Genomic DNA, 19,853 nt, shown 5'->3' with positions numbered 1-19,853 from the left:
CCCTGAATCGAAAAGGTAGGCTCCAACGAAAAAGCGGCCCAGACCAACGCCTGTGCCGCTTGGGTTCCTGCTACTGCATGCAACAGGCCTTGGTTTGTGTCCTATCAGCTGGCTTTGGCAGCATCCAGGTTGCGCAGGCGAATGTGCAGCTCGCGCAGTTGCTTCTCGTCCACGGGCGAAGGGGCCTGGGTCAGCAGGTCCTGGGCACGCTGTGTCTTCGGGAAGGCAATCACGTCACGGATGGACTCGGCACCGGTCATCAACGTGATCAGACGGTCCAGGCCAAATGCCAGGCCACCGTGTGGAGGCGCGCCGTACTGCAACGCGTCCAGCAGGTAACCAAACTTGGCGCGCTGGTCTTCGGGACCGATGTTGAGCGCCGCAAACACCTTGGCCTGCACATCTGCACGGTGGATACGCACCGAGCCACCGCCCAGTTCCCAGCCATTGAGCACCATGTCGTAGGCCTTGGCAATGCACTTGCCTGGATCGGTGTCCATCAGGTCCTCGTGGCCATCCTTGGGGCTGGTGAAGGGGTGGTGCACGGCTGTCCAGCGGTTTTCTTCCTCGTCATGTTCAAACATCGGGAAGTCCACCACCCACAGCGGCGCCCAGCGGTTTTCGAACAGGCCATTCTTCTTGCCGAATTCGCTGTGGCCGATCTTGATGCGCAGCGCGCCAATGGCGTCGTTGACGATCTTTTCCTTGTCGGCACCGAAGAACAGCAAGTCACCGTCTTGTGCGCCCGAGCGCTTGAGCACTTCGGCCAGCGCAGCGTCGTGGATGTTCTTGACGATGGGCGACTGCAGGCCGTCGCGCCCCTTGGCCAGCTCATTGACGCGGATGTAGGCCAAGCCCTTGGCACCGTAGATCTTGACGAATTCGGTGTAGGCATCGATCTCACCACGGCTGATGCCGCCGCCTTCGACCGAGCCACCGGGCACGCGCAGGGCCACCACACGGCCGCCCTTCATGTTGGCGGCCCCCGAGAACACCTTGAAGTCCACGTCCTTCATCACGTCGGTCAGCTCGGTGAATTCGAGCTTCACGCGCAGGTCGGGCTTGTCCGAGCCAAAGCGGTAGGCCGCGTCCTGGTACGTCATGATCGGGAACTCGCCCAGGTCCACACCCAACTGGGTCTGGAACACCTCGGTGATCATGCGCTGGAAGATGGCGCGGATTTCTTCTTCGTTCAGGAACGAGGTCTCGCAGTCGATCTGGGTGAACTCGGGCTGGCGATCGGCACGCAGGTCTTCGTCGCGGAAGCACTTGGTGATCTGGTAGTAGCGGTCATAGCCCGCCACCATCAGCATCTGCTTGTACAGCTGGGGCGACTGGGGCAGCGCGAAGAACTGGCCATCGTGCACACGGCTGGGCACCAGATAGTCGCGTGCGCCTTCGGGCGTGCTCTTGCCCAGCATGGGCGTTTCGATGTCGATGAAGCCTTCCTTGTCCAGGAAGTTGCGCACCTGGATCGCGGTCTTGTAACGCAGCATCATGTTGCGCTGCATGTGCGGGCGGCGCAGGTCCATCACGCGGTGCGTGAGGCGGGTGGTCTCCGACAGGTTCTCGTCGTCCATCTGGAACGGAGGTGTGACCGAAGGGTTCAGCACATTCAGCTCATGGCACAGCACTTCGATCTTGCCGCTCTTGAGACTGTCGTTGGTCGTGCCCTCCGGGCGGGCGCGCACCAGGCCCTTGACCTGCACGCAAAACTCATTGCGCACGCCTTCGGCGGTCTTGAACATCTCGGCACGGTCAGGGTCGCACACCACCTGCACGTAGCCTTCGCGGTCGCGCAGGTCAATGAAGATCACACCACCGTGGTCGCGGCGGCGGTTCACCCAACCCGACAGGGTCACGGTTTCGCCCATCAGGGCTTCGGTCACAAGACCGCAATAGTGGGAGCGCATGGCCATGGCATTACTTCCGGCGCCGCTGTGGCGCAATGAATGAAAAGAAAATTATTTGAGAGGCAACTGATTGGGGTCGGCTGGCGCGACAACCCCCATCGAGACGATGTACTTGAGCGCGGCATCCACGCTCATGTCGAGCTCCACACAATCGCTCTTGCGCAGCATGACGAAGTAACCGCCCGTGGGATTGGGGGTGGTGGGCACATACACGCTCACAAACTCGTCGCGCAAATAGGCTGCGACTTCACCATTGGGAGCCCCAGTGATGAACGCAATCGTCCAGACCCCTTCGCGCGGCCACTGCACGAGCACGGCGGTGCGAAAGGCGTTGCCGCTTTCTGAAAACAGGGTGTCAGAAACCTGCTTGACGCTGGAGTAAATGGAGCGCACCACCGGAATGCGGTGTACCAGGGCATCGCCCCATTGCACCAGTTTGCGTCCTGCAAAATTGCTGGCTACAGCCCCGACCACCAACAGGATCAGCAGCGTCAGCAGCACGCCAAACCCTGGGATGTGAATCCCCAGGAGTTTGTCTGGCTGCCACGCACCGGGCAGGATTTGCAGCGTCTGGTCCAGCGTGCTGACGATCCAGTTCAGCACCCACGCGGTGATGACGCCGGGCACGATGACCAGCAATCCGGTGAACAGCCATTTGCGCAAGGCGGACATGGCGGCCTGTCAGGTCGAAGAAGAGGAGCCACCGCCGCCTGCCGAAGGGGCAGGAGCAGCTGCGGGGGCAGGCGCTGGCGCGCTGGCAGCAGGCGCTGCGGCATCGGACTTGGATTCAGTTGCAGGGGCAGGGGCAGAACTGCCACCGCTGCCGCCACGAAAATCCGTCACATACCAGCCTGATCCCTTGAGCTGAAAGCCCGCGGCAGTGACTTGTTTGGAAAAGGCTTCTGCTCCGCAAGCGGGGCAAGTGGTCAACGGCGCGTCGGAGATTTTTTGCAGCACATCCTTGGCATGGCCGCAGGAGCCGCATTTGTAGGCGTAGATAGGCATGTCAGAGCGTTGAGGGAAAGTGCAAAACCTTTAATTATAGGCGGGCGTCTCTGCGCCACAGCCCTCGCCAGGCTCTGGGCGTCACTCCACCCCCACCACGCGGTGGTGCCCCGCATGGCTGTTGCGAATGGCCTGGGGGCCCAACGAGCCCGCAAGCATGCCCACCAGGGCGGCCAGAATGCCTGCCAACTGGGCCGGAAACTCCTTGCCAGCGGGTGTTGCCAAGAACAGCAGCCAGGTCAGCAACCCCAGCACAATGGCAAAAATAGCCCCCTGGGTAGTGGCACGCTTCCAATACAAACCAAACACCAGGGGCACAAACGCCCCCACCAAAGGCACCTGGTAGGCGCCCGAGACCAGTTCATAGATGGGCGTACCCTGCATGTAAATCGCATATGCCAGCACAAACAGACTGAACACCAGTGTGGTGACGCGCATGGTCAGCAGATGCTGGCGGTCAGACGCGTGCGGGCGGAACTGGCGCCAGATGTTCTCGGTAAACGTCACGCTGGGCGCCAGCAAGGTGGCCGAGGCGGTGGATTTGAGGGCGGACAGCAAGGCGCCAAAGAACAGCACCTGCATCACAAAAGGCATCTTGGACAACACCAGCATGGGCAGCACTTTTTGCGGGTCGTCCTTGAGCAGCTCGGCGGTTTCGCCCGGCATGATGATCAACGCACTGGCCACCAGAAACATGGGCACAAAGGCAAACAGGATGTAGCAGATGCCACCAATCACGGGGCCGCGCGTGGCGGCCTGGATGTTGTTGGCCGACATGACACGCTGGAACACGTCTTGCTGCGGAATGGAGCCAAACATCATGGTGATGGCAGCTGCCACGAAAAACACGATGTCGTGGAACTTGGGCTCGGGCAGGAAGCGGAACAGCTCGCGGCTGGAGGCGAACTCCAGCACCTTGCCGGCGCCGCCAGCCATGTTGCCCGCAAACACGGCAATGATGGCCAAGCCCACCACCAGGATGATCATCTGGATGAAATCGGTCACCGCCACGGACCACATGCCACCAAACAGGGTGTAGGCCAAGATGGACACCACCCCAATGACCATGCCTACCGAGATGCTAATGGCCCCGCCCGAAAGCAGGTTGAACACCAACCCCAGCGCCGTGACCTGTGCAGACACCCACCCCAGGTAGCTGAGCATGATGATCAGCGAACACACCACCTCCACCGTGCGGCCAAAGCGCTCGCGGTAGTAGTCGCTGATGGTCAGCAGGGTCATCCGGTACAGACGTCCCGCAAAAAACAGCCCCACCAAAATCAGGCAAAAGCCTGCACCAAAAGGGTCCTCGACCACATTGCCGAGCCCCCCTTCAATGAACTTGGCCGGAATGCCCAGCACGGTTTCCGACCCAAACCAGGTCGCAAACGTGGTGGTGATGATCATGTACAGCGGCAAATGTCGCCCGGCAATGGCGAAATCGGCCGCGTTCTTGACGCGCCTGGCGGCCAGCAGGCCAATGGCGATAGTGATCAGCAGATAGACGATGACCAGGGTCAACAGCACGGCATGCTCCTTGATGTCGCGGACGTTGGAGGAAAGAAAAACCTAAGCGAAAGTGGTGCCAGGGGCCCCGCAGGGCCCCTGGAATCTGCCCACGGCAAACGGGACTTAAAACAACCGAATGCGCACCAGCACCTGCATGGCCAGCAAACCCAGCACAAAGCCCAAGCCCACGCTGCAGATCAGTTGCAGCAAGCGGTTGGTCCGCTTCTGGGTCTCCACCAGCTCTCGCAGGGCTGTGTGCTCTTCGGAGGGGCGGCGGCGCAAAAAGTCGTGGAGCAGCCTGGGCAGCTCGGGCAGCAGCTTGGCGTAATGCGGGGCCTCGGCACGCATGTCGCGCCACAGCCTCTGCGGCCCCATTTGCTCCAGCATCCACTTTTCCAGGAAGGGCTTGGCCGTGCTCCACAGGTCCAGCTCAGGGTCCAGCTGGCGGCCCAGGCCTTCGATGTTGAGCAGGGTTTTTTGCAGCAGCACCAGTTGGGGCTGGATTTCAACATGAAACCGGCGCGAGGTCTGGAACAGGCGCATCAGCACCATGCCCAGCGAAATCTCTTTGAGCGGGCGGTCAAAATACGGCTCGCACACCGCCCGAATGGCGGATTCGAGGTCATTGGCCCGCGTCTCGGGCGGCACCCAGCCGCTTTCAATGTGCAGCTCGGCCACGCGCTTGTAGTCGCGGCGGAAAAACGCCACGAAGTTCTGCGCCAGGTATTCCTTGTCCACCTCGGTGAGCGTGCCAACGATGCCGAAGTCCAGCGAGATGTAACGCCCAAAGGTTTCAGGCTCCAGGCTGACCTGGATGTTGCCTGGGTGCATGTCGGCGTGGAAGAACCCATCGCGGAACACCTGGGTGAAGAAGATGGTGACGCCATCGCGCGCCAGCTTGGGAATGTCCACCCCCGCGTCGCGCAAGCGATCCACCTGGCTGATGGGCACGCCCTTCATGCGCTGCATGACCATCACTTCAGGGTGGCAGAAGTCCCAGAAAATCTCAGGGATCAGCACCAAATCCAGCCCCAGCATGTTGCGCCGCAGCTGCGCGGCGTTGGCCGCCTCGCGCACCAGGTCCAGCTCATCGTGCAGGTAGTTGTCAAACTCGGCCACCACCTCGCGTGGCTTGAGGCGCTTGCCGTCGGCCGACAGGCTCTCGACCCAGCCCGCCATCATCCGCATGAGGCTCAGGTCTTTTTCAATCACAGGCAGCATGCCAGGGCGCAGCACCTTGACGGCCACCTCGCGCTGCACGCCATCGCGGTCAATCAGCGTGGCGAAGTGCACCTGCGCAATCGATGCGCTGGCCACGGGCACGCGCTCGAACGAGGTGAACACGGTATCGACCGGCTTGCGAAAAGCCCGCTCGATGGTGGCAATGGCCACGTTGGGGTCAAACGGCGGCACCCGGTCTTGCAGCAATGCCAGTTCGTCGGCAATGTCGGGCGGCAACAGGTCGCGCCGGGTGGAGAGCACCTGGCCAAACTTGACGAAGATGGGGCCCAGTTGCTCCAGCGCCTCGCGCAGGCGCTGGCCTCGCGGTGCGTCCAGCTTGCGCCCAAACGACAGCATGCGCGACAACCAGCGCAAGCCGGGCTTTTGAAAGCTGTCCAGAACCAAACCGTCCAGACCGTACCGGAACACCACCCACAAGATGGTGCAGCCGCGCAAAAAACGCTTCATGCCGCAGCCCGGTCCACGCCGTCTGGTGCAGAGGCGGGCACCACGGCGCCCTGGGACACGCGGGCACCGACAAACTGGCGCAGTGCCTGCGCGGCGCGACGCGCCACGTTGCACAGTTGGTGGGCGGGCGCATCGCCCATCAAGCGGGCCAGGTCTTCCTCCAGATCCCAGCGCACATGGTCGGCCAGCCAGTTGATTTCTGCCGCCAGTTGCACATCACCCTCAATGCGAATGGCGGGCTTGTCGCCCCGCAAGGCGCCTTGGGCCAAGGCCAGCGGCGACAGCTCGGTCACCTCCAGCCGCAGATCAGGGGTATCGCCCTCGCCCGCCAGGTTGAACAACCCGGCAGGTGTGACCAGCAACGCCATGGAATAGTGGCGCCACTGCACGCGCGCAACGCGGCCCTTTTGGCGGCGCAGGCGCTCCATGGCCTCGGGCTCTTGCATCAGAACGTGGTTGATGAACAGCACGGCGCGCTGATGCACTTCGTGGACCAGCCATTGCGGAGGCTGCGGTCCAGAAGTGACGCGGTCAAAAATGCCATCCAGAAATGAAAAAGGGGACTGTGTTGCCATAGTCCCCGATTATTCCCTGAACTGGGATGACCCTGCGCGTTTACTGCAGAGCTTGCACGCCAGCCACCAGCCAGCCGCTGTTGCCAGTCTTGCCCTTGGTCATGTTCCAGACTTCGCGGAAGGGGCTGGGGCCCGCCGAGAGTTCTTCACGGATCATGCCGGAGAACTCCACGCTCGCCATGTAGCGGTCGTCCATTTCTTCGATGCCCAGCAACTGCGCTTCGATCATGACCACATCGGTGTGGTTGGGCTCTGCACCGCGCTGCGACTCGCGCTCGGCCAGCTGGGTGCGGATTTCTTCGAGCATGCTGTCCGTCATCATCGAGCGCAGCGTGGAAATGTCAGAGCGGTCCCAAGCGGCTTGCAGCGTCACGAAGTTGCGCTTGGCGGCCGACAGGAAACCGTCGGTGTCAAAGCCTTCTGGAACGCCCCAGTTTTGCGAGCCTGCCAGGCCAGAGCCGATCACCACGCCAGAGCCTTGGGCCTGGCGCGAGGCATCAAAGGCCATGCTGCTGCGCTCCCAGGGGCGGGCCGACGCGTCGTTGCCCACGTTCTCAGGACGGTAGGTGTTGGGAACCTGGGCCGCTGCCGGTGTGGCAGCCCCAGCGCCCGCACCTTGGAAGGCGAACGGTGCGCCACCTGCCGGGCTGGCAGCACCCGAGCGGCGAGCGCGCATGACCATGCCAATCACCGCAACCGCCGCCAAGGCCAGCAGTGCAATCATCAAGAACTGGCCGAACCCGGCACCCAGGCCCAAAGAGCTGGCCAGCCACGCCAGGCCCAAGCCTGCGGCCAAGCCACCCAGCATGGCGCCCCAAGGCCTCTTGGGCGCTGCGGCAGCAGGCGCTGCACCCGCCGGTGTGGCGGGCTTGGCAGCGGCTGCGTTGTTTGTGGCGTTCTGGGCAGGTGCCGCGCCGCCAGACGATTCGCGTTGGGTCACGTTGCTCGATTGCTGTCCAACGGACTTACCGCCCCCCATGCGCTTGGCTTCGGCGTCCACATGGACCACCGCCATCAGCGCCACCAAAACCACAGACCACAGTTTCATCATGTCATCTCCGTTGAGTCATTCATCAGCATTGAGCGCAAACATTGCGTTCAGCACTTGATTCCAACATGCAAAGCCACTACTCCGCCAGTCATGTTGTGATAGTCCACATGCCCAAAACCGCTTTGCTGCATGAGGGATTTGAGATCTTCCTGGCTTGGATGCATGCGAATGGACTCGGCCAGGTAGCGGTAGCTAGCGTCGTCGCCCGCCACCAGCTTGCCCAGTTGCGGCAGCACCTTGAAGGAATACCAGTCGTACACCTTCTCCAGCGGCTTGGCGACCTTGGAAAACTCCAGCACCAGCAGCCTGCCGCCGGGCTTGAGCACACGGCACATTTCTGCCAAGGCGCGGTCTTTGTGGGTCATGTTGCGCAGGCCAAAGGCCACGCTCACCACGTCGAAATGCGCGTCAGGAAACGGCAGTTGTTCGGCGTCGCACACCAGCGTGGGCAGCACCACGCCTGCATCGATCAGGCGGTTGCGCCCCGTGCGCAGCATGGCCTCGTTGATGTCGGTGTGCACCACGCGCCCGGTGCTGCCGACCTTTTTGGCAAACGCCAGCGACAGATCGCCCGTGCCCCCGGCAATGTCCAGCACCTGGCTGCCTTCGCGCAGGTTGGCCACCATCACGGTGTAGGCCTTCCAGGCGCGGTGCAGACCGCCCGACATGAGGTCGTTCATCACGTCGTACTTGGACGCAACCGAATCAAACACACCGCGCACGCGCTGTGCTTTTTCCGTTTCGTCGACCGACTCAAATCCAAAGTGGGTGTTGCTCATGGCATTGATGCTAGGCGCCTGCGCGCCTGCCGTACAGCGACAACCCCGCACTGATATGGGGCATCCATCGCAGGGTTGATATTAAAAAGGGGGCTAGCGCTTTCAGAACAAGCACCAGCAGCTACTATTTTTATAGCATTTTGCACGACCGCGTGGCCCCCCCACGAACGGACGGGCCGCACTTCAGTGGCTACCGCAGGCATGGCCACCACCTTTGGCGGCCATGGGGGCATCACGCTCCACACCGGCAGCGGCCAAGCGCTCAGCATATTGCTGCCACAAGGCGTCTTGCTGCTGGCCCAGCTCGTAGAGATAGTCCCAGCTGAAGATACCGCTGTCGTGGCCGTCCGAAAACGTGGGCTTGACGGCATAGTTGCCCACCGGCTCTAGGTTCACCAGCGTCACCTCGCGCTTGCCGGTTTGCAGCACTTCCTGGCCGGGCCCGTGGCCCTGCACTTCGGCCGAGGGGGAGTACACGCGCATCAGCTCAAACGGGATGCGGAACGCGGCACCGTCCGAAAATGCCACCTCCAGTACGCGAGAGGCCTCGTGGACCGTGAGCGCGGTGGGCGTCGGAGCGCCTGTTTTCAAACCAGCCATGCAATCACCTGTCAAAAAATGGAAGCGGGCCTGCGCCCGTCAAAAACTGGGAAAGCTACCGCTCAAGCGACAGGCATCACGGCATCCAGACGCGCCCGCAGTGCAGACTCCAGCGCGGGCAGCAGCGCATGCACGGCAGCCTCTTGGTCTGCAGGGCCAGGGCGTTGCGCTGCGGCCCAGACCGGCGCGGGGAAGTGGCTGTCCCAGTCAAAGCGTGCAATCACGTGCCAGTGCAGGTGCGGCACCATGTTGCCCAGCGCCGCGATGTTGACCTTGGTGGGGGCCAGGTGCTGGCGCAGGGCTTGCTCCACCACCGTCACCGCCTCCATGCAATGGCTGCGATCGGCGGCCGACAGATCAGAAAATTCGGCCACATGCGCTGCCCACACCACGCGGTAGAAGGCCGGAAAACCCGCCTCCTGCGCGCGGATCACGCGCAGCTTCTCGCCACACCAGACCAGCGCACCGCCGTCTTCTTCGCACAGGGGGCAGCTCATTGAGATAACTCCACGGAGCTTCTCATATCAAATGCAGCCCGCAACCGGCGCAGCCTATAGCCGTGGACGCCGAGCAAGGGCCGCCCCGCGGCGAGGGCGTCGTCCCCCTCCCGCGCAGCGAGAGAGGGGGAAGGAGCGAAGCGACTCAGGGGGAGCTTCATTGCTACACCAGCACCCGCTCGATGCCACCCTGGTTGGCGCGCTGCACATACTCAGGCATCCAGTTCTCACCCAGAATCTGCCTAGCCATCTCGATGACGATGTAGTCGGCTTCGAGCAGGCCGTTTTGCAGATCGCCCTCGTAGCGGTTCAGGCCCTGCAAGCAGCTGGGGCAGCTGGTCAGTATCTTGACGTTGTCCTGTGCCCCCACAGCACCGCTGGTGCGCAAGGCGGCTTCGCCCTTGCGGATTTCTTCTTCCTTGCGAAAGCGCACTTGCGTCGAAATATCGGGCCGCGACACGCCCAGCGTGCCGGATTCGCCGCAGCAGCGGTCGCTCTTGAGCACCTGCTCGCCCACCAGCGCCTTCACGGTCTTCAGGCTGTCCTGCTGCTTCATGGGGTTGTGGCAAGGCTCGTGGTACAGGTACGCGCCCTTGCCTTGCAGGGTGATGCCCTTTTCCAGCAAGTATTCGTGGATGTCGATGATGCGGCAGCCCGGGAAGATCTTGTCGAACTGGTAGCCCTGCAGCTGGTCGTAGCAAGTGCCGCAGCTCACCACCACGGTCTTGATGTCCAGGTAGTTGAGCGTGTTGGCCACGCGGTGGAAGAGCACACGGTTGTCCGTGATCATCTTCTCGGCCTTGTCGAACTGGCCGCTGCCGCGCTGCGGGTAGCCACAGCACAGGTAGCCCGGTGGCAGCACCGTCTGCACGCCCGCATGCCACAGCATGGCCTGGGTGGCCAGACCGACTTGCGAGAACAAGCGCTCGGACCCGCAGCCGGGGAAGTAGAACACCGCCTCCGACTCGGCCGTGGTGGCCTGTGGGTTGCGGATGATGGGCACGTAGTTCTTGTCTTCGATGTCCAGCAGCGCGCGGGCGGTCTTCTTGGGCAGGCCGCCGGGCAGCTTCTTGTTGATGAAGTGGATCACCTGCTCCTTGATCGGCGCGGTGCCCACCGTTGCAGGCGGCTTGGCCGTCTGCTTGCGGCCCACGGTGCGCAGGATGTCCACCACGGCGCGCTGGGCCTTGTAGCCCACGTCCACCACAGCGGTACGCAGGAACTTGATGGTGTCCGGGTTGGTGGCATTGAGCATGGCCATGGCCAGCGCGTTGCCGGGGCGGAAGGTCTTCTTGCCCATCTTGCGCAGCAGGTTGCGCATGTTCATGGTCACGTCGCCAAAGTCGATCTTGACCGGGCAGGGCGTGTAGCACTTGTGGCACACCGTACAGTGGTCGGCCACGTCTTCAAACTCTTGCCAGTGCTTGATGGACACACCACGGCGCGTTTGCTCTTCGTACAAGAAGGCTTCGACCAACAGCGAGGTGGCCAGGATCTTGTTGCGCGGGCTGTACAGCAGGCTGGCGCGCGGCACGTGCGTGGAGCACACGGGCTTGCACTTGCCGCAGCGCAGGCAGTCCTTCACGCTCTCGGCAATGGCGCCAATGTCGCTTTGCTGCATGATCAGCGACTCGTGCCCCATCAACCCGAAGCTGGGCGTGTAGGCATTGGTCAAGTCGGCATGCATCACGGGTGCATTAGAAGCATTTTTGGCCTCTAGCGCTTTCCCATCAAGCGCTGGCAGCTCCTGATTTCGTAGCAGCTTACCCTTGTTGAAACGGCCCTCGGGGTCCACCTTGCGCTTGTAGTCGGCAAAGGGACGCAGCTCGTCGTCGGTCAGGAACTCCAGCTTGGTGATGCCAATGCCGTGTTCGCCCGAGATCACGCCATTCAAGCTGCGCGCCAGCACCATGATGCGCGCCACGGCCTCGTGCGCGGTCTGCAGCATTTCGTAGTCGTCGCTGTTGACCGGCAAGTTGGTATGCACGTTGCCATCGCCCGCGTGCATGTGCAGCGCCACCCACACGCGGCCCTTGAGCACGCGCTTGTGGATGGCCACGGCCTCGTCCAGGATGGGCTTGAACGCCGCGCCGGTGAAGATGCCTTGCAGCGGCGTGCGCAGCTGGGTCTTCCAGCTGGCCCGCAGGGTGTGGTCTTGCAGTTGCGGGAACAGCGTTTCGACGTTGTTCAGCCAGCCTTGCCACAGGGCACGCACTTCGGCCACCTGGGCAATGGCCTGGGCCACGCGGTCTTCCAGCAGCTCGGCCGCGGGCACGTCCTCGGCAGCGTCTTGCTTGCCCAGGGGCAGGTTGCCACGCTCGAAAAAGTCGGTCAGCGCATCGCACAGCTTGAGCTTGTTGCGCAGGCTCAGCTCGATATTGATGCGCTCGATGCCGTCGGTGTACTCGGCCATGCGCGGCAGCGGGATCACCACGTCTTCGTTGATCTTGAAGGCGTTGGTGTGGCGGCTGATGGCGGCCGTCTTCTTGCGGTCGGCCCAGAACTTCTTGCGCGCATCGGCGCTGATGGCAATAAAGCCCTCGCCGCTGCGGGTGTTGGCCAGGCGCACCACTTCGCTGGTCACGCGGGCCACTTCGTCGGCGTCGTCCCCGGCAATGTCGCCGATCAGCACCATCTTGGGCAGGCCGCCATTGCCCTTCTTGCTCTTGGTGGCGTAGCCCACGGCCTTCAGATACCGGTCGTCCAGGTGCTCCAGGCCCGCTAGCAACACGCCACTGCGCTTTTGCTCGGCAAACATGTAGTCTTTGATGTCCACAATGCTAGGCACGGCGTCCTTGGCGTTGCCAAAGAACTCCAGGCACACGGTGCGCGTGTGCTCGGGCATGCGGTGCACCACCCAGCGCGCGCTGGTGATGAGGCCGTCGCAGCCTTCCTTCTGGATGCCGGGCAGTCCGGCGAGGAACTTGTCCGTCACGTCCTTGCCCAGGCCTTCCTTGCGGAAGGTGCGGCCTGGAATGCTCAGGCGCTCGGTGCGCACAGGCGTCTTGCCATCGGCCTCGAAATACTGCAGCTCGAAGGTGGCGATTTCCACATCATGGATCTTGCCCATGTTGTGGTCCAGGCGCGTCACCTCCAGCCACTGGGCATCGGGCGTCACCATGCGCCAGCTGGCGAGGTTATCGAGCGCCGTGCCCCACAGCACGGCCTTTTTGCCGCCTGCGTTCATGGCAATGTTGCCGCCAATGCAGGAGGCCTCGGCACTGGTGGGGTCCACCGCAAACACAAAACCGGCGCGCTCTGCCGCGTCGGCCACGCGCTGCGTGACCACGCCCGCTTCGGTCCAGATGGTGCCCACATCCCGGTCCAGACCCGGCAGGCGGCGCAGCTCCACCTCGGTCATGGCTTCGAGCTTTTCGGTGTTGATGACCACGCTCTTCCAGGTCAGCGGAATGGCGCCGCCGGTGTAGCCCGTGCCGCCCCCACGCGGGATGATGGTCAGGCCCAGCTCGATACAGCCCTTGACCAGCGCGGCCATTTCGGCCTCGGTGTCGGGGGTGAGCACGACAAAGGGATATTCGACACGCCAGTCGGTGGCGTCTGTCACGTGGCTCACGCGCGAGAGGCCGTCGAACTTGATGTTGTCCTTGGCCGTCAGGCGGCCCAGCGTCTTTTGCACCTGGCGGCGCAACTGCGCCGCGTTCTCGAACGTGGCGTTGAACTCTTGCACCGCACGGCGCGCAGCCACCACCAGCTCACCCACCAGGCGGTCGCGCTCGACGTCGTCGTTGGGGGTGCGGCGTTTTTCGATTTCGCCCAGGCGGTGGTTCAGTGCATCGACCAGCAGCTTGCGGCGGTCGGGGTTGTCCAGCAGGTCGTCCTGCAGGTAGGGGTTGCGTTGCACCACCCAGATGTCGCCCAGCACTTCGTACAGCATGCGGGCAGATCGGCCCGTGCGGCGCTCTTTGCGCAGTTGGTCCAGCAGGTCCCAGGCGGAGGAGCCCAGTAAGCGGATCACGATCTCCCGGTCAGAGAACGAGGTGTAGTTGTACGGGATTTCACGCAAACGGACAGGCTCGGCAGCCTGCGCCTGCAAGGCGGCCAACGCAATCGGAACATTCATGGGGATCAACCTGGGGTGGGCGCCGCGCGCCCATGAGCCTCGGGGGCGTGATTTTATGTCAGCGGCCCCAGCGGCGCGCAAAGCGGCAGGTAGAGCCCCTTTTCTGCTGAAAAAGAGCCCCCAACCTCAATCAAAACAATAGTTGGCGCCAAACCGCTGTCCTACGCGCAGCAGCGTGCCCGCACCGCGGACCACCACCGCGTTCATGCCAAAGGTGATAGCCCCCTGCAAGCGCTTGTCACTGCGGTAGGCGCTCAGGGCATCGCCTACCACCGGGCTGCTTTCGGCCGTGGTGGGGTCGATATTGGGGATCGGGCAGCGGGCGCAGGGCTTGACGTGGCGCAGGTGCACCACACTCTGCGCTCCTGCGTCAATGCGCAGGTCCTCAATGCGGTCTTCGTCATGTGCATCCACCCCGCCCAGCACCAGGTTGGGTCGAAACCGCTCCACCCCCACAGCCCCATGGCCTGCGGCCGCCAGCCGTTCGTTGAGCCCGTCCACGGACCCCTCACTCGTCACCAGCAGCGAAAAGCCATCGGCAAACTGGGTGTGGGCCTGCACGTCACCCGCCCACTGCTTGCTGGACCAGCGCCGGTGGTCGGGGTCAAACCGCACCAAGCGGCAAGGCTGGCCCAGAAAGTCACTGAACCACTGCGCTGCCACGGCCCCCATGTCCCAGGCAGGCACGGTGTCATCCCACACCGTGACGGTGGCGGGCGCCTCCACCACGTCCAGCGCCACATGCAGGGCCAGCATGCCGGGGGCGCGCAGCACCAGTTCGTCCAATTTGAGCTGCGGACGGATGAGTGCCATGCGCGGCAGGCTGCGCTGGGTCAGAAACTGGCCCTGGGCATCCACCACCATCCAGGCACGGTCCAGGTCCAGGCCGGTTTCGGTCAACAGGGCTTCTTGCACTTCAATGCCCGCACAGGACTTCACGGGGTAAACAAACAACCGGGCAATGATTCCTGTCACATCGGATTCGGCTTCAAATGACGACACGCTGCAGCGCTCCTGAAAAATGGGGACAAAAGGGGCGCACCAGCTCGCTTGCTTCGGTGGCACAGCCAAAAGCCCGAGCACGGGCGCCCATGCGGCGATTCTGCACTGCACCAGCAGGCTGCCGGGCCGCTCCTACAATCCCTGCCATGGCGCACACCTTTGATATCTGTATCCGTGGGGCTGGCATTGTCGGCCGCACCCTGGCTTTGCTGCTGGCCCGCGAACGCTTGCGTGTGGCCCTGGTCGCGCCCCCTGCCATCCAGCCACCTGCCACCGACGTGCGGGCCTATGCCCTCAACACCGCTTCGCGCACGCTGCTGGAGTCGCTGCGCAGCTGGCCCGACCCTGAACACGCCACAGCCGTCACCCGCATGCAGGTGCAGGGAGACCAAGGCAGCGCTGTGCACTTCGACGCTGCCACCCAGGGCGCCGATGCCCTGGCCTGGATTGTGGACGTGCCCGCACTGGAGCAGCGTCTGGCCGAAGCCGTGCGCTACCAACCCCAGGTGGAGGTGGTGCCTGCGCCGGTGGACGCCGCCCTGACCATCGTCTGCGAAGGCCGCGCCAGCAGCACGCGGGCCGAGTTTGGCGTGGAATTTGACGTCACCCCCTACACGCAGCACGCCATTGCCACCCGCCTGGTGTGCGAACACCCCCACGGCCAAATCGCAAGGCAGTGGTTTTTGCCGCAGGGCATCCTGGCCTTTTTGCCCCTGGATGGCGCCGATGGGCACACCGTGGCGGTGGTGTGGTCGGTCGAGCGCGAGCAAGTGGCCCCACTGCTGGACATGGCACCCGAGGCCTTTGCCGAAGAACTGCAGGCCGCCAGCCAAGGCGCGCTGGGCCAATTGGAGCTGGTCGCTCCCCGCGCAGCATGGCCTTTGCAACAGGCCCAGGCGGCGCGCTGGTGCGGGCCCATGGCCGAGTCGGGCAAAACCACACGCAGCTGGGTGTTGGCGGGCGATGCCGCCCACAATATCCACCCCCTGGCAGGCCAAGGCCTGAACCTGGGCCTGGCCGACGCCCAGGCGCTGGCCGCAGTGCTGCATGGGCGTGACTACTGGCGCAGCGTGGCCGACATGCGCCTGCTGCGCCGCTACGAGCGCGAGCGCAAAGCCGCCATGCTGCCCATGAGCCTGGCCACCGATGGCCTGCAGCAATTGTTCTCACGCCCCGAAAACCCGCTGCAAGCCCTGCGCAACTGGGGCCTTCGCGGCGTGGAGCGCAGTGGCCCGATCAAAAACTGGATTGCCCGCCAAGCCATGGGAACCCACGGGCTTTGAGCACACTCCCACCGACCTGAGCCCCCCAGACAACCCCCCTCTTTTTTGATTGATCTGCCCATGAAACTCATCTCCCTCCTGCTGGCTGCTGCGGCCCTCACCCTGGGCCTGTCGGCCCAGGCCCAGGAATCGGCCATCCGCAAAACCCTGGCCGAGCGCATTCCACAAATGGGCAAGATTGACGAGGTGCGTCCCACCGCCATGCCGGGCCTGTATGAAGTGCGCATTGGCACCGACGTGTTCTACGCCGATGCCAAAGGCAATTACGTCATCCAGGGAGAGCTGATCGACACCAAGGCCCGGCGCAACCTGACCGAAGACCGCATCAACAAGCTCACGGCGGTCGATTTCTCGGAGCTGCCCCTGAAAGACGCCTTCCCCATCGTGCGTGGCGACGGCAAGCGCAAGGTGGCCGTGTTTGAAGACCCCAACTGCGGCTACTGCAAACGCTTTGAGCGGGATTTGCAGAACGTGGACAACGTCACCATCTACCTGTTCCTCTACCCCATCCTGAGCCCGGATTCGGCCGAAAAGTCGCGCAACGTCTGGTGCGCCAAAGACCGCGTGGTGGCCTGGCAAGACATGATGGTGCGCGACAAGCAACCCAGCAACGCCAGCTGCGACACGGCCGCCATCCAGCGCAATCTGGCCTTTGGCCGCAAGCACAAGATCACCGGCACCCCCACCCTGATTTTTGCCAACGGCACCCGTGTCCCCGGCGCCGTGGACGCGCAAGAGGTGGAAAAGCGCCTGGCCGAAGCCGCCAGCGACACCACCAGCAAGAACTGACACGGCTGACGCAAACCGGGACGTGGCACCTGCCCCACCGCAGGACGAACCGTTTGCCTGAGCCCTGTTTTGCGTCAATCATGACTAAGCGGCGCCCGCCCGGCGGGCGCCCCAGAGGGTTTGAACCAAGCCCAAATCGGCACCCCACACGCCCCCACCCACACGCCCTGCGCACCCCGCAGCAACGCCATGCCCAAAACCACTGCCGCCCCCGCACCGGTTCACTACGAGGTGGCTGCAGCCAACTTGCAAGCCCACCTGTACCAAGTCACGCTGACCATTGCGCAGCCCCAGGCGCGGCAGATGGTGTCGCTGCCGGTGTGGATTCCGGGCAGCTACCTGGTGCGCGAGTTTGCAAAGAACCTGCAGAACCTGCAGGCCCGCCAGGGCAAGCGCGCGGTGCCGCTGCACCAGGGCGACAAGCAGTCCTGGGTCGCGCAGTGCCGCGAGGACGCGCCGCTGGTGCTGACCTACGAGGTGTATGCCTACGACAACTCGGTACGCACCGCCTGGCTGGACAGCGCCCGGGGCTTCTTCAACGGCACCAGCCTGTGCCTGCGCGTGCACGGGCAAGAAGCCGCCCGCCACAGCCTGTACATCGCACCCACGCCTGCCACAGCAGCGTGGTCGGTGGCCACGGGCCTTGCGCCGCTCAAGACCGACAAAAAGGGCTTTGGCCTGTATGGCGCAGCCCACTACGACGAACTGGTGGACTGCCCTGTGGAGATGGGCGACTTTTGGCTGGGCCACTTCACAGCCTGTGGCGTAGCCCACCGGTTTGTGGTGGCCGGGGCCGCTCCATCGTTTGACGGCGAGCGCCTGCTGGCCGACACGCAAAAAATCTGCGAAACCGCCATTCGGTTCTGGCACGGCAAAGGCAAGGCGCCGTTTGGCAGCTACCTGTTCATGCTCAACGCGGTGCACGACGGCTACGGTGGGCTGGAGCACCGCAACTCCACCGCCCTGATCTGCGGGCGGCGTGACTTGCCCCGCGTGGGCGACAAGCGCCAAAGCGATGGCTACACCACCCTGCTCGGGCTCATCAGCCACGAGTACTTTCACACCTGGAACGTCAAGCGCCTGCGGCCTGCCGAGTTTGCGACGTACGACTACGACCAGGAAAACTACACCCAGCTGCTGTGGTTCTTTGAGGGCTTCACCAGCTACTACGACGACCTGCTGCTGCGCCGCGCCGGGCTTATCGATGACGCCACCTACCTCAAGCTCATCACCAAAACCATCAACCAGGTGCTGCAAACCCCGGGGCGCAAGGTGCAAACGGTGGCGCAGGCCAGTTTTGACGCCTGGGTGAAGTACTACCGCCAGGACGAAAACACCCCCAACGCCACGGTGAGCTACTACACCAAAGGCTCGCTGGTGGCCCTGTGCCTGGACCTGCGCCTGCGCCAGGAAGGCAAGACCACGCTGGACGATGTGATGCGCGGGCTGTGGAGCCGCTGCAAGGCAGGCCCCATGGCCGAAGCCGACGTGCTGGCCGTGTTGGAGCAGTTGGCAGGGCGTTCCTACGCCCGCGAGCTCCAGCAATGGGTGCACAGCACCGATGAGCTGCCCCTGGCCGAGCTACTGGCCGCCCACGGCGTGGCCGCGAAAAGCGAGCCCGCCCAGCTGGCGCAGCGCCTGGGCCTGCGCGTGGCCGAAAACCACAGCGTGCAGATCAAGACCGTGCTGCGCGGCGGCGCCGCCGAGAAGGCAGGCCTGGCCCCCGGCGACGAATGGCTGGGCGTGCAGGTCAAGGGCCAGGGCTGGCGCATCAGCAAGCTCGACGATGTCGGCTTTTACGCAGGCAGCCAAAAGCAGCTGACCGCCGTGGTGGCACGCGACGGGCGCCTGCTGGAATTGCCCTTGCAACTGCCGTTGCCCGGCACCCCACCCGCCCCCGCCAAGGGCCGCAGCCGCCCGGCAACGCCCGACAACGTGGGCCTGACCTGCACGGACGCCACTGCCACCAGCCGCTGGCTGGCAGGCTCCGCCTGACGGCGGCTTGACGGTGGCGCGACAGCCCCGTGCAAGCCGCATGGGTATAGTCATTGGCTACCGTTTTGAACAGGCTTGGGCCACAGATTCCAAGAATCTGTTCCAAGCGATTCCCACCGGTTCTGATACCCCAAACCAGGAGACAACATGGCTTACGAAACCATTGAAGTGCGCACCGAAGGCGAGAAGGTCGGCATCATCACGCTCAACCGCCCCAAGCAACTCAACGCGCTGAACGACCAGCTCATGAACGAGCTGGGCGAGGCCCTCAAGGCGTTCGATGCCGATGAAAAAATCGGCTGCATGATCGTGACGGGCAGCGAAAAAGCGTTTGCCGCCGGTGCCGACATTGGCGCCATGGCCAAGTACAGCTTTGCCGACGCCTACAAGGGCGACTACATCACCCGCAACTGGGAAGCCATCCGCAGCATCCGCAAGCCCGTGATCGCCGCCGTGAGCGGCTTTGCCCTGGGTGGCGGCTGCGAGCTGGCCATGATGTGCGACTTCATCATTGCCGCAGACAACGCCAAGTTTGGCCAGCCCGAAATCAAGCTGGGCGTGATCCCCGGCGCGGGCGGCACGCAGCGCCTGCCACGCGCTGTGGGCAAATCCAAGGCCATGGACATGGCGCTGACCGGCCGCATGATGGACGCCACCGAGGCCGAGCGCGCAGGGCTGGTGAGCCGTGTGGTGCCCTTTGACAAGCTGCTGGACGAAGCCCTGGGCGCCGCGCTGATCATTTCGGACTTCTCGCGCATCGCCGTCATGGCGGCCAAGGAATCGGTCAACCGCTCGTTTGAAGGCACGCTGGCCGACGGGGTCATGTTTGAGCGCCGCCTGTTCCACGCGCTGTTTGCCACCCAAGACCAAAAAGAGGGCATGGACGCCTTCGTTGCAAAGCGCAAGGCCAATTTTGTGCACCAGTGATTTTTTTGGTCTATAATTTGAGGCTTCGGTGGTATAGCTCAGTTGGTTAGAGCGCAGCATTCATAATGCTGATGTCCCAGGTTCAAGTCCCGGTACCACCACCAAATCAAAAACCCTGCTTGGTTCGCCAAGCAGGGTTTTTTGTTGCCTGTGAGGGT

At 63.4% G+C, this 19,853-nt stretch carries 16 protein-coding genes and 1 tRNA gene; 5 read left to right on the top strand and 12 right to left on the bottom strand.

Annotation, left to right across the window (positions count from 1 at the left end):
- Nucleotides 1-104: 104 nt before the first annotated feature.
- The 12 genes from aspS to CLU88_RS21145 all read right to left on the bottom strand — a co-directional run bounded on the left by aspS (nt 105) and on the right by CLU88_RS21145 (nt 14,701).
- Nucleotides 105-1,919, bottom strand: coding sequence for an aspartate--tRNA ligase (gene aspS, locus CLU88_RS21205; RefSeq protein WP_099658297.1), 1,815 nt, complete (start codon nt 1,917-1,919; stop codon nt 105-107).
- 45 nt (nt 1,920-1,964) lie between these two features.
- Entirely contained in the window at nt 1,965-2,585 is a 621-nt protein-coding gene (locus CLU88_RS21200; protein ID WP_099658296.1) for a DUF502 domain-containing protein, read from the bottom strand.
- A gap of 9 nt (nt 2,586-2,594) precedes the next feature.
- Nucleotides 2,595-2,918: an FmdB family zinc ribbon protein gene (locus CLU88_RS21195; RefSeq protein WP_099658295.1), complete on the bottom strand. Its 324-nt coding sequence runs from the start codon at nt 2,916-2,918 to the stop codon at nt 2,595-2,597.
- Between the two features lie 81 nt (nt 2,919-2,999).
- On the bottom strand, nt 3,000-4,445 hold the full coding sequence (locus tag CLU88_RS21190) for a sodium:solute symporter family protein (RefSeq protein ID WP_099658294.1): 1,446 nt from the start codon (nt 4,443-4,445) through the stop codon (nt 3,000-3,002).
- 105 nt (nt 4,446-4,550) lie between these two features.
- Nucleotides 4,551-6,116 carry a ubiquinone biosynthesis regulatory protein kinase UbiB gene (ubiB, locus tag CLU88_RS21185; RefSeq protein WP_099658293.1) on the bottom strand — a complete coding sequence of 522 codons (1,566 nt, stop codon included), beginning with the start codon at nt 6,114-6,116 and terminating at the stop codon, nt 4,551-4,553.
- Nucleotides 6,113-6,691 carry an SCP2 domain-containing protein gene (locus tag CLU88_RS21180; protein ID WP_099658292.1) on the bottom strand — a complete coding sequence of 193 codons (579 nt, stop codon included), beginning with the start codon at nt 6,689-6,691 and terminating at the stop codon, nt 6,113-6,115. Before CLU88_RS21180 ends, ubiB begins: the two co-directional genes overlap by 4 nt.
- A 40-nt stretch (nt 6,692-6,731) precedes the next feature.
- Complete coding sequence (locus CLU88_RS21175; RefSeq protein WP_099658291.1) at nt 6,732-7,742, bottom strand: Tim44 domain-containing protein; 1,011 nt, start codon at nt 7,740-7,742, stop codon at nt 6,732-6,734.
- A gap of 47 nt (nt 7,743-7,789) precedes the next feature.
- On the bottom strand, nt 7,790-8,521 hold the full coding sequence (gene ubiE, locus CLU88_RS21170) for a bifunctional demethylmenaquinone methyltransferase/2-methoxy-6-polyprenyl-1,4-benzoquinol methylase UbiE (RefSeq protein ID WP_099658290.1): 732 nt from the start codon (nt 8,519-8,521) through the stop codon (nt 7,790-7,792).
- Nucleotides 8,522-8,704: 183 nt separating this feature from the next.
- Nucleotides 8,705-9,121 carry a gamma-butyrobetaine hydroxylase-like domain-containing protein gene (locus CLU88_RS21165; protein ID WP_099658289.1) on the bottom strand — a complete coding sequence of 139 codons (417 nt, stop codon included), beginning with the start codon at nt 9,119-9,121 and terminating at the stop codon, nt 8,705-8,707.
- A 62-nt stretch (nt 9,122-9,183) separates the two neighbouring features.
- Nucleotides 9,184-9,618: an HIT family protein gene (locus tag CLU88_RS21160; protein WP_099658288.1), complete on the bottom strand. Its 435-nt coding sequence runs from the start codon at nt 9,616-9,618 to the stop codon at nt 9,184-9,186.
- A gap of 163 nt (nt 9,619-9,781) precedes the next feature.
- Nucleotides 9,782-13,699 carry a DUF3683 domain-containing protein gene (locus CLU88_RS21150; RefSeq protein WP_099658287.1) on the bottom strand — a complete coding sequence of 1,306 codons (3,918 nt, stop codon included), beginning with the start codon at nt 13,697-13,699 and terminating at the stop codon, nt 9,782-9,784.
- Nucleotides 13,700-13,825: 126 nt separating this feature from the next.
- Nucleotides 13,826-14,701 (bottom strand): MOSC domain-containing protein, encoded by an 876-nt coding sequence (locus CLU88_RS21145; protein ID WP_099658286.1) that lies wholly within the window; start codon nt 14,699-14,701, stop codon nt 13,826-13,828.
- 146 nt (nt 14,702-14,847) lie between these two features.
- On the opposite strand from CLU88_RS21145, the gene CLU88_RS21140 reads away from it, so the two are divergent.
- From CLU88_RS21140 to CLU88_RS21120, 5 genes are all read left to right on the top strand, one after another.
- A complete protein-coding gene (locus CLU88_RS21140) occupies nt 14,848-15,984 on the top strand; it encodes an FAD-dependent monooxygenase (protein ID WP_099658285.1) in 1,137 nt (378 codons plus the stop codon).
- Nucleotides 15,985-16,044: 60 nt separating this feature from the next.
- The gene (locus CLU88_RS21135) at nt 16,045-16,773 is read left to right on the top strand and encodes a DsbC family protein (RefSeq protein WP_099658284.1); all 729 of its coding nucleotides are present in this window, start codon (nt 16,045-16,047) and stop codon (nt 16,771-16,773) included.
- Between the two features lie 189 nt (nt 16,774-16,962).
- Nucleotides 16,963-18,768 (top strand): M61 family metallopeptidase, encoded by a 1,806-nt coding sequence (locus tag CLU88_RS21130; RefSeq protein WP_099659058.1) that lies wholly within the window; start codon nt 16,963-16,965, stop codon nt 18,766-18,768.
- Between the two features lie 147 nt (nt 18,769-18,915).
- Complete coding sequence (locus CLU88_RS21125) at nt 18,916-19,695, top strand: enoyl-CoA hydratase (protein WP_099658283.1); 780 nt, start codon at nt 18,916-18,918, stop codon at nt 19,693-19,695.
- A 27-nt stretch (nt 19,696-19,722) separates the two neighbouring features.
- Nucleotides 19,723-19,799, top strand: a tRNA-Met gene (locus CLU88_RS21120).
- The last annotated feature ends 54 nt before the right edge of the window (nt 19,800-19,853 follow it).

Origin of the sequence: Acidovorax sp. 56, from assembly GCF_002749705.1 — a bacterium.
Classification (GTDB): Bacteria; Pseudomonadota; Gammaproteobacteria; order Burkholderiales; family Burkholderiaceae_C; genus Acidovorax.
Note: the sequence above shows the minus strand (reverse complement) of the source record. Positions and strands in the feature narration are given on the sequence as shown.